This window comes from Staphylococcus pasteuri (genome assembly GCF_030547725.1).
In the GTDB taxonomy this organism is placed as follows: Bacteria; Bacillota; Bacilli; order Staphylococcales; family Staphylococcaceae; genus Staphylococcus; species Staphylococcus pasteuri.
The window spans coordinates 1-228 of record NZ_JAUOQO010001156.1 but is presented as its reverse complement, the minus strand read 5'-3'; the positions used below and the strand labels follow the sequence as shown (position 1 = coordinate 228).

The 228-nt window shown below is 55.7% G+C and carries 1 protein-coding gene; it reads left to right on the top strand.

The genetic code is table 11. The features are described from left to right. Positions 1-3: 3 nt before the first annotated feature. Positions 4-228 (top strand): AMP-binding protein (locus Q4528_RS16745; RefSeq protein WP_303522945.1); only part of this gene is annotated, 225 nt, incomplete at its 3' end.

Below are 228 nucleotides of genomic sequence, written 5' to 3'. Positions count from 1 at the left end.
GCCATAGCCGACGAAGGCGTGACCCATTTTGGCGGTGCACCGATTGTGCTGAACCTGCTGATCAACGCAGTCGAATCAGACCGGCGCGAATTTGATCACACTGTAGAAGTTTTCACCGCAGGCGCCCCGCCAGCCCCGGCAATTCTGGCCAAGATCGAACCAATGGGTTTCAATATCACCCAAGTTTATGGCCTGACCGAAACCTATGGACCCGCAACGGAATGCACC